6 protein-coding genes are annotated in these 9,615 nt (G+C 46.4%); 5 read left to right on the top strand and 1 reads right to left on the bottom strand.

What is annotated here, in order from left to right:
• Positions 1-389, bottom strand: a 389-nt coding sequence (locus tag J6I68_RS04350) for a LysR family transcriptional regulator (RefSeq protein WP_292217789.1), incomplete at its 3' end; no start/stop codon positions are given.
• 199 nt (positions 390-588) lie between these two features.
• On the opposite strand from J6I68_RS04350, the gene J6I68_RS04345 reads away from it, so the two are divergent.
• The 5 genes from J6I68_RS04345 to carB all read left to right on the top strand — a co-directional run.
• On the top strand, positions 589-1,074 hold the full coding sequence (locus J6I68_RS04345) for a hypothetical protein (RefSeq protein ID WP_292203630.1): 486 nt from the start codon (positions 589-591) through the stop codon (positions 1,072-1,074).
• Positions 1,075-1,090: 16 nt separating this feature from the next.
• A complete protein-coding gene (locus J6I68_RS04340; RefSeq protein ID WP_292217787.1) occupies positions 1,091-1,681 on the top strand; it encodes a TetR/AcrR family transcriptional regulator in 591 nt (196 codons plus the stop codon).
• Between the two features lie 62 nt (positions 1,682-1,743).
• Entirely contained in the window at positions 1,744-5,550 is a 3,807-nt protein-coding gene (locus tag J6I68_RS04335) for a phosphoribosylformylglycinamidine synthase (RefSeq protein ID WP_292217785.1), read from the top strand.
• A 298-nt stretch (positions 5,551-5,848) separates the two neighbouring features.
• A complete protein-coding gene (locus J6I68_RS04330; RefSeq protein WP_292217783.1) occupies positions 5,849-7,072 on the top strand; it encodes a carbamoyl phosphate synthase small subunit in 1,224 nt (407 codons plus the stop codon).
• On the top strand, positions 7,072-9,615 hold a 2,544-nt coding region (carB, locus tag J6I68_RS04325), incomplete at its 3' end, for a carbamoyl-phosphate synthase large subunit (protein ID WP_292217781.1). The genes J6I68_RS04330 and carB, both read left to right, overlap by 1 nt.

The raw sequence follows: 9,615 nt of genomic DNA, 5'->3' as shown, positions 1-9,615 counted from the left end.
GGTCCATTGGTTACTGTGACCTTGATACCAGGGTGCAGCTCATGGAATTTCTCAAGATAGGGCAAAAGAAAAAATCTAAGAGTCATGTCACTGGCTCCGATCCTGACTTCTCCCGCATCAAGATGAAGGAGCTGCTTAAGTCTCTTTTCCCCAAGGTCAAATTCCTGATAGCCCCGTTCTACATATCTGTACAAAAGAGCTCCCTCACTGGTTAGCTTCATTCCGCGGGCTGTACGCTGAAAAAGAGTGCAGGAAAGAGCGCTCTCAAGCTGATGAATGGACTGGCTCACAGCTGGCTGAGAGATGGACAGCTCTTTAGCCGCCAAGGTGATGCTGCCAAGGCGTCCCACGTGATAAAAGACTTTGTAATATTCGAAATTTTCCAGCATAGAGGTGCTCCTACTTCCTTTGTTTTCATTAATCATACAGCACCAAAGAGGCCCTTACAAATTGATTTTGATTAAGAGGATTTTCTCTAGACATCAGCCGAGGTACTTGCTATAATGTTTTGGAGCTCGGACTAAGAGCTTTTTTTCTGAAAAATCAAAAATATGAAATGGCGTAAAGCCAGGAAAGGCGCGGGTTTCAATGGATTTTGAAAATGACAAAAGTGTCAATGAAAACAGTGTTGAGGATATCGTTTTAAGGTATCGTCCTGAGCTTTCCAAGCTGACTCCTTATCTTAACTGGCTTAAGGAAAACACAAGTCACGATGTGGCTCAGAGCTACTCAAACAGCGATCTTAAGTCGATGCCATTTCCTGTTTATGATTCTAATCTTCTGGCCTTTGTTAAGGCAGCTCAGACCACCAATTTGCTTGACAGAAACTACGTATATGTATATTCCAGGAACAGGCTTAATTCCCCAAAGGATGAGCTTATGTTCATACAGGACGCCCAGATAACAGATATGGATGACCTTGCTGGGATCCTTTCATGCTACATCCTTCAGGGCATGAGCAAGGGTGCCAAGTGGGCACAGGGTGTTAAGACAGGGGTTCTTTATAACGTCGTCAAAAAGATGGATGAGCTGGTCCGTTTTTGGGGTCAAGAGACCGACAGACCGCTAATCTAAGTTGAGTGGAGGATCAATGGGAGAGAAATCAGTTCAGAAGAGAAAGTACATTATTGAAAAGGCCAGAACAGTTTTCGCTGAAAAAGGCTTCAAGAATGTAACAATGAAGGATATCGTGGACGCCTGCGAGATCAGTCGCGGAGGCCTTTATCTTTATTTCTCAAGTACTGATGAGCTTTTCCTTTCCGTTTTGTCTGATGATTCCGATGATGAGGATACAGTTCTTGCCTCTATTTCCGGTAGTGCAGCTGCCGGGGACATGCTGGCTCTTTTCCTCAAGGAACAGAAAAAAGAAATCCTTAGAAAGAAAAACAATCTGACAGTTGCCACATATGAGTACTTCACACTTCATAAGGCGACTGCTCTTGATAATCCCCTTAAACGTCAGTTTGATACAGCAGTTAAGATAGTAGAAAAGCTTATTGAAAACGGTGTCGAAACCGGTGAGTTCTATTGTGAGAATCCTCTTGGATGTGCTCGCAATCTTATGTACGTGGTTGAGGGACTTAAGATAACAGCTGGTACCATTGGCATCACAGAAGAGGCCATTGATAAAGAGCTTATGTACGTCATGCAGGGATTAGTGCCCGATGAATTAAATAATTAATGATTTGAAAAGTGCTTTGGATTTCCTGAAGCACTTTTTTCAAAAGTAAGGAAGGAGATATTATGAGCGCAGTAAGAAGAGTTTATGTGGAGAAGAAGGAACCTTTTGCAGTAAAGGCAAAAGAGCTTAAGGCTGAGATAAAGGGGTATCTCGGAATTAAGAGTGTTGAGAACGTAAGGATGTTCATCAGATACGACGTTGAGAACGTATCAGACGAGGTATTTGAAAAGGCCTGCAGGACAGTCTTTTCAGAGCCACCAGTTGATGATCTTTATAGAGAAGAAATTGAGATTCCTGCTGGAGCAAGAGTGTTCAGCATCGAGGCACTTCCTGGACAGTTTGACCAGAGGGCAGATTCAGCTGAGCAGTGCGTACGCTTTATCAAAGGCGATGAGCATCCTGTAATAAGGACAGCTGTAACATACATGCTTATCGGAAACGTGTCAGACGAAGAGCTATCTAAGATCCAGAACTACACCATGAACCCTGTGGATTCAAGGATTGCTAGTGATACTAAGCCTGAGACGCTGGTAGAAGTTTACGACGAGCCAGAGGACGTTAAGATCTTTGACGGCTTCAAGGATATGGATGAAAAAGATCTTTCAGATCTCTATGAGTCCCTTGGCCTTGCCATGACATTCAACGACTTTAAGTGGATCCAGCAGTACTTCTCTGGTGAGGAGCACAGAGATCCTTCAATGACTGAGATAAGGGTTCTTGATACCTACTGGTCAGACCACTGCCGCCACACAACCTTCGGAACTGAGCTCACAAACGTAACCTTTGAAGATGGCGATTACAAGGCGCCTATCGAGGGTGCATATAAAGAGTACCTTTCAGCAAGAGATGCACTCTACAAGACTGATGATAAGAAGAAAGAGAAGTTCATCTCCCTTATGGACATCGCTCTTATGGGTATGAAGAAGCTTAAGGCAGACGGCAAGCTCACAGACATGGAAGAGTCTGAAGAGAACAACGCCTGCACAGTTGTTGTACCCATCGAAGTTGACTACGGCGATGGCCCAAAGACAGAGAACTGGCTTGTATTTTTCAAGAACGAAACCCACAACCATCCTACTGAGATCGAGCCTTTCGGTGGAGCTGCCACATGTCTTGGCGGAGCTATCAGAGATCCCCTTTCAGGAAGAGGTTATGTATACCAGGCTATGCGTGTAACAGGCGCTGCAGATCCTACAGTTCCTGTAGCTGACACCATGAAGGGCAAGCTTTCACAGAAAAAGCTTGTTCGCGGCGCAGCAAGCGGATATTCATCCTATGGTAACCAGATCGGTCTTGCAACTGGTTATGTAAAAGAGATCTATCACCCTGGATACGTTGCTAAGCGTATGGAGATCGGTGCTGTTATGGGCGCTGCTCCTCAGGAACACGTAATAAGAGAGAGCGCAGATCCGGGAGATATCATCATTCTCCTTGGCGGAAGAACAGGAAGAGACGGCTGCGGCGGAGCAACAGGATCTTCCAAGGCTCACGATTCCAAGTCCCTTACAACCTGCGGCGCTGAAGTTCAGAAGGGTAATGCTCCTACAGAGCGTAAGCTCCAGAGGCTCTTTAGAAGACCAGAAGTAAGTGAGCTTATCAAGAAATGTAACGACTTTGGTGCAGGCGGTGTTTCAGTAGCCATCGGCGAGCTTGCTCCAGGCCTTGATATTAACCTTGACCTTGTACCTAAAAAGTACGCAGGTCTTGACGGAACAGAGCTTGCAATCTCTGAGTCTCAGGAGAGAATGGCAGTTGTTGTTGCTCCTAAGGACGTTGACAAGTTCCTTTCATATGCATCAGAGGAAAACCTTGAGGCTGTTAAGGTTGCAGTTGTAACTGAGGAGCCAAGGCTTGTTCTTAACTGGAGAGGCAAGAAGATAGTAGATATTAAGAGGGCTTTCCTTGATACCAACGGAGCTCACCAGGAGACACAGGTCAAGGTAGAGATCCCTTCAAAGAAGGATAACTACCTTGAAAAGATAGCTTCAGAAGGCGCTGCAAAAGCCCTTGAAGCAGGAGATATCAAGGGTGCATGGCTTTCAGAGATGAGCGACCTAAACGTATGCTCACAGAAAGGCCTTGTTGAGATGTTTGACTCCTCAATCGGCGCAGGCACAGTAGTTATGCCTTACGGCGGTAAGTACCAGCTCTCCGAGACCCAGACCATGATCGCAAAACTCCCTGTTCTTGCAGGTAAGACAGATACAGTAACAATGATGAGCTACGGCTTTGATCCATTCCTTTCAAGCTGGAGCCCATACCACGGCGCAGCATACGCAGTAACAGAGTCTGTTGCAAGGATCGTTGCAAGCGGCGGATCACTTAAAAACCTCCACTTCACCTTCCAGGAGTATTTCAAGAGAATGACAGAGGATCCAACAAGGTGGAGCCAGCCTTTCACAGCTCTTCTTGGAGCTTTTGATGCTCAGCTGAAATTCGGCGTAGCTTCAATCGGCGGTAAGGACTCAATGTCCGGATCCTTCAACGAGATAAACGTACCACCTACACTGGTTTCATTCGCGGTAGATGTGGCTACCCAGAAGGACGTTGTAACTTCTGAGCTCAAGAAGGCAGGAAACGCTCTTGTTCAGTTCAAGATAGCAAGAGATGAGTACGACCTTCCAGACTATGACAAGGTTATAGCTCTTTATAACGGTATAAATGAGCTTATGGCAGCAGGTAAGATCGCAAGTGCCTATGCTGAGGATTCTTACGGAATCGCAGCAGCAGTCAGCAAGATGGCATTTGGTAATGGCCTTGGAGTAGCTATAGATGATGCTATCCCAGCAAAAGAGCTTTTTGCAAACGACATTGCAGACATCATTGCCGAGGTTCCTGCCGAGTTTGTAGAGGATGCCCTTAAGCTTTCAGGCGCAAGAAAGATCGGCGCAGTAACTGATGATGGCAAGTTCTCTTTTGCTGGCACAAGCGTAACAGTAGAAGAGGCTCTTGATTCCTGGAAGAGCAAGCTCGAGAAGGTATTCCCTTCAACAGTTTCTGATTCCAAGGACAAGGTAGACACAGGTCTTTTTGAGGCAAAAGAAATCTATGTATGCAAGAACAAAGTTGCAAAGCCTACAGTATTTATCCCTGTATTCCCAGGCAGCAACTGCGAGTACGACAGTGCAGAGGCTTTTAGAAGAGCTGGCGCAGATGTAAATATCAAGGTATTTAGAAACAGAGATGAAAAGGACATCAGAGAGTCTGTAGAGGAGTTTAAGAAGGCTATAGACAACGCCCAGATCATCATGTTCCCAGGTGGATTCTCAGCTGGTGATGAGCCGGACGGAAGTGCCAAGTTCTTTGCAACAGCCTTCCAGAACGAGGAGATCAAGGCTGCTACAGACAGACTTCTTCAGGAAAGAGATGGTCTTGCTCTTGGTATCTGTAACGGATTCCAGGCTATGATCAAGCTTGGACTTGTTCCTTACGGAAAGATCACAGGACAGAGCGAGAACTCACCTACACTTACATACAACACCATCGGAAGACACATCTCCAAGATGGCTACAATAAAGGTTGTTTCAAACAATTCACCATGGCTTTCAGGAGCTAAGCTTGGCGGAGTTTACACAAACCCAGCATCCCATGGCGAAGGAAGATTTGTTGCACCAGAAGCAGTTCTCGATGAGCTCTTTAAAAATGGTCAGATCGCAACCCAGTACTGCGATCTTGATGGCAACATCACAATGGACGACGAGTGGAACATCAACGGTTCCTACAGAGCAGTAGAGGGTATCCTGTCACCAGACGGACGCTGCCTTGGTAAGATGGCTCACTCAGAGCGTCGCGGCGACGGCGTAGCAGTCAACATCTTCGGCGAGCAGGACCTTCGCATCTTTGAGAGTGGTGTGGCATATTTCAAGTGATGGAGGATTGGCGGCCATCAGGTTTTGCGGCAGTTCACGGCGCCTTACGCAGACATGTGCAGTTTCAGTCTCGTCAGGCTAAGCGCTCCGCAAAGCCCAAAGCGTCCATCACTTCGCGTATAGACGTTCATGATGGACTGGTCTTTGCTCCACAGCCTGAAAATCGCCTGAACCTTCACATGTCTGCGTAAGGCGCCTGTGTATGGTCAAAGCGATGATGGTTCGGACAAAGATATCACAAGGAATATGCAATTGCGAAGTTAGAGAAAGTAGTAAATCAGTAGTATGGAGAAAATAGATGAAAGCATTTTTGATTTTGGAAGATGGAACGAGGTTTGAGGGAAAACATATCGGGGCTGATAAGGATGTTGTCAGTGAGATAGTCTTCAACACCTCAATGGCGGGATATACGGAGGTTTTCACTGATCCGTCATACGCCGGTCAAGCGGTTTGCATGACATATCCACTTATTGGTAACTACGGTGTATGTTTGGAGGATATGGAGTCTGAGAGGATATGGCTTGATGCAGTTATCGTAAGAGAGCTGTGCAGGGTTCCTTCAAACTTCAGGTGTGACATGTCTCTTTCAGATTTTCTGGAAAAATATGAGATTCCTGGAATTGAGGGAATTGATACAAGGGCATTGGTAAGGCTTCTTAGAGATAAGGGTACAATGAATGGTCTTATCACTACCAAAGAGAATATCTCTTTTGACAGTGTAAAAGAGAAGATCAAGGCCTACACAACAGGGGACGTGGTTTCCAAGGTTTCCTGCAAGGAGAAGTACTTCGTCAAAGGGGCTGAAAAGCTGGAGGATAATGGTCCGATCTCAGGAAGCTCATCTTTTAATAAAGAGGATTATGAAGCTTACCTTAAAGGAGATAAGGCAAGACTTGAAAAAAGACCGTCTCTTGTGAGGGACCTTAATGGTAAGGGCTTGAAGGTAGCTCTTTTGGACGTAGGAGCCAAGAAGAATATTGCTGCGTCCCTTGCAGCAAGAGGCTGCGACGTTACAGTTTATCCTTACAATACAAGCGCTGATGAAATTCTTGCAGCTGACCCTGATGGAATCATGTTATCCAACGGCCCTGGAGATCCAAAGGACTGCGGCGATGTGATAAAAGAGGTTAAAAAGCTCTACGACAGCGGAAAAACTATTTTTGCCATTTGCCTTGGACATCAGCTCATGGGACTTGCTACAGGAGCTGACACCCACAAGCTTAAATACGGTCACAGAGGTGGTAACCACCCTGTAAAGGACCTTGAGACAGGAAGAGTCTTCATCTCATCCCAAAACCACGGTTATGTAGTTGACGTGGACAAGCTCGATGAAAATATAGCAGTTCCAGCCTTCACAAATGTCAATGACGGCACCAATGAAGGCCTTAAATACACGGGCAAAAATATCTTTACTGTGCAGTTCCATCCGGAAGCCTGCCCAGGCCCACAGGACACAAGCTTTTTATTCGACAGATTCATAAATATGATGCTTGAAGCAAAGAAAAACGGAGGTAAGAACTGATGCCAAAGAGTAAAGACGTAAAAAAGGTTCTGGTCATCGGTTCAGGACCTATAGTAATAGGACAGGCTGCGGAGTTTGACTACGCTGGAACCCAGGCCTGCAGATCACTTAAGGAAGAGGGGATTGAAGTTGTACTTGTAAACTCAAACCCTGCAACCATCATGACTGACAAGAACATCGCTGATGAGGTTTACATCGAGCCTTTAACAGTCAAGGTCCTTGAGAGGATCATTGAAAAAGAAAAACCGGATTCCATTCTTCCTACCCTTGGAGGCCAGGCTGGTCTTAACCTTGGAATGGAACTGGATGAGTCAGGATTTTTAAAGAGCCACAATGTGAAGCTCCTTGGAACCACAGCTGAGACCATCAGAAAGGCTGAGGACAGGCAGGAGTTTAAGGACACCATGGAAAAGATCGGCGAGCCCTGCGCAGCATCTACCGTTGTCCACAACGTAGAGGACGGCGTGGCTTTCGCAAAAGAGATCGGATATCCGGTAGTACTTAGGCCTGCATTTACCCTTGGCGGCTCAGGCGGCGGTATTGCCCACAACCAGATAGAGTGTGAGGAGATCCTCAAAAACGGTCTTCGTCTCTCAAGAGCTAACGAGGTTTTAGTTGAGAGATGCATCGCCGGGTGGAAAGAGATCGAGTACGAGGTTATACGTGACAGTGCAGGAAACTGCATCACAGTCTGCAACATGGAAAACATCGATCCTGTAGGTGTTCACACCGGAGACTCCATCGTTGTTGCTCCATCCCAGACACTGGGCGACAAAGAGTACCAGATGCTTAGAAGTGCAGCTCTTAACATCATCAATGAGCTTCAGATAACTGGTGGCTGTAACGTACAGTTTGCCCTTCATCCCACAAGCTTTGAGTATTGCGTAATTGAGGTTAACCCAAGAGTATCAAGATCCTCAGCCCTTGCAAGTAAGGCAACTGGTTACCCTATTGCCAAGGTTGCAGCCAAGATCGCCCTGGGATACACGCTTGATGAGATCAAAAATGCCATTACAGGTAAGACCTTTGCAAGCTTTGAGCCTGCCCTTGACTACTGCGTAGTTAAGTTCCCTCGTCTTCCTTTTGATAAGTTCATTACTGCCAAGAGAACCCTCACCACACAGATGAAGGCTACCGGCGAAGTAATGAGTATCTGCACCAACTTTGAAGGTGCCATGATGAAGGCTATCCGCTCCCTTGAGCAGCACGTGGACTGCCTTACAAGCTACGACTTTTCAGAGCTTGACGACGATGAGCTCCTTACCCGCCTCACCGTAGTTGACGACCAGAGAATATGGGTGATTGCTGAGGCCCTTCGCCGCGGTATCAGCCACGAGCAGATCCATGACATCACCATGATCGATCTGTGGTTTATCGACAAGCTCCATACCCTGGTCAAGATGGAACTTAAACTCCTTCGTGCCGGTGAAAAGAACACAGAAGGTAAGTACGGAACCCTTGAGGATGCCAAGAAGATCATCAGCTTCGACACCATGCTTGAAGCTAAGCGCCTTGAGTATCCTGACAGCGTTATCAGCAGACTTACAAGATTTAAGGTATCTGTATTAAAAGAGCTTAGGGATTTCTACAAGATCCATGCTACCTTTAAGATCGTTGATACCTGTGCTGCTGAGTTTGAGGCTCAGACTCCTTACTACTACTCAGTTTATAACGGCCCGGATTCAGAGGATGAGGCTTCTCTTTCCGCTGATACTGGTAAGAAAAAGATCCTGGTTCTTGGCTCAGGCCCTATCAGGATCGGACAGGGTATCGAGTTCGATTACTGCAGCGTGCATGCCACATGGGCCTTCAGAAAAGCCGGCTTTGAGACCATCATCATCAACAACAACCCTGAGACTGTAAGTACTGACTTTGACATTGCAGATAAGCTCTACTTTGAGCCTCTTACACCAGAGGATGTTGAGAACATCGTAAGACTTGAAAAGCCCGACGGAGCAGTTGTTCAGTTCGGTGGTCAGACAGCCATCAAGCTCACCCAGGACCTTATGGAAATGGGGGTTAAGATCTACGGAACAGATGCTAAGGACGTTGACGCAGCTGAGGACAGAGAGATTTTTGATCAGATTCTTGAGGAGACGCAGATCAAGAGGGCAGCAGGTGCCACAGTTTACACTGCAGAGGAAGCAAAAGAGGTTGCTAACCGCTTAGGATATCCTGTACTTGTGCGTCCTTCCTACGTTCTTGGTGGACAGGGCATGCAGATAGCTCTTTCCGATGACGAGATCGAAGAGTTCATGAATATCATCAACAGATATGCTCAGGATCATCCGATTCTTGTAGATAAGTACCTCCAGGGAATCGAGACCGAGGTAGATGCTGTGTGCGACGGCGACGACATCGTTATTCCTGGTATCATGGAGCATATCGAGAGGTCTGGTATACACTCCGGCGACTCAATTTCAGTTTATCCTGCACAGTCTCTTTCTGCTAAGGTAAAAGAGACTATAGCTGAATATACAAAGAGGCTAGCAAAGGCGCTTCACGTAATAGGCCTTATCAACATCCAGTTCATTGCAGTTGGT

Source organism: Butyrivibrio sp., assembly GCF_017940685.1.
Taxonomy (GTDB): Bacteria; Bacillota; Clostridia; order Lachnospirales; family Lachnospiraceae; genus Butyrivibrio.
The sequence above is the reverse complement of the archived record's forward strand: the minus strand, read 5'-3'. Positions and strand labels throughout refer to the sequence as shown.